We start from the raw sequence: 570 nt of genomic DNA, 5'->3' as shown, positions 1-570 counted from the left end.
TCGCTGTAAAGATGAACCTCTGCGAACCTCTATTTGTCACTGCTTTGAATGCCAGAAACGAACAGGCAGCGTTTTTGGTGTCCAGGCCAAATTCGATAAGGAGCAGGTCATTTTAGATGGTGACACGACTAACTACACCAGAATCAGCGACGATGGTAATGCAGTGAAATACGCATTTTGCCCTGCTTGTGGCACGACGATGCGACTGTTGTTATCCGCAGCTCCCGAAATCGTTGTTGTTCCCGTTGGAATTTTCAATAACACCGAATTTCATGAGCCAAAAGTTTCGATTTATGAGCAAAGGAAACATGGCTGGGTGAGTTTCGAGTGCACAATGGAACACATTCAATAGAGGGGAATCCCCCTTTATTGGCTTGTTGTTATCTGAGCAAAAGCTCTATAAATGAGTTTTTTTTGAGAATGATCAACCGAGTTGAACAGGAAAAGGTTTCGTAACTCAGTGTGAGCGTTATAATCTGCTCCTAACATTTGGTGGGGTTTTATTGTGATTTCCAGACTTCCTCGTTGGGTGGAATATGGCGCGTTTCTACTTGCCCTTCTCGCGGGCTG

At 44.6% G+C, this 570-nt stretch carries 1 protein-coding gene; it reads left to right on the top strand.

The features are described 5' to 3' along the window. Positions 1 to 352: GFA family protein (locus tag R7R24_RS29135; protein WP_318120517.1), on the top strand; the 352-nt coding region annotated here is incomplete at its 5' end. Positions 353 to 570 lie beyond the last annotated feature (218 nt).

The organism is Vibrio sp. 704 (genome assembly GCF_033339295.1).
The sequence above is the reverse complement of the archived record's forward strand: the minus strand, read 5'-3'. Positions and strand labels throughout refer to the sequence as shown.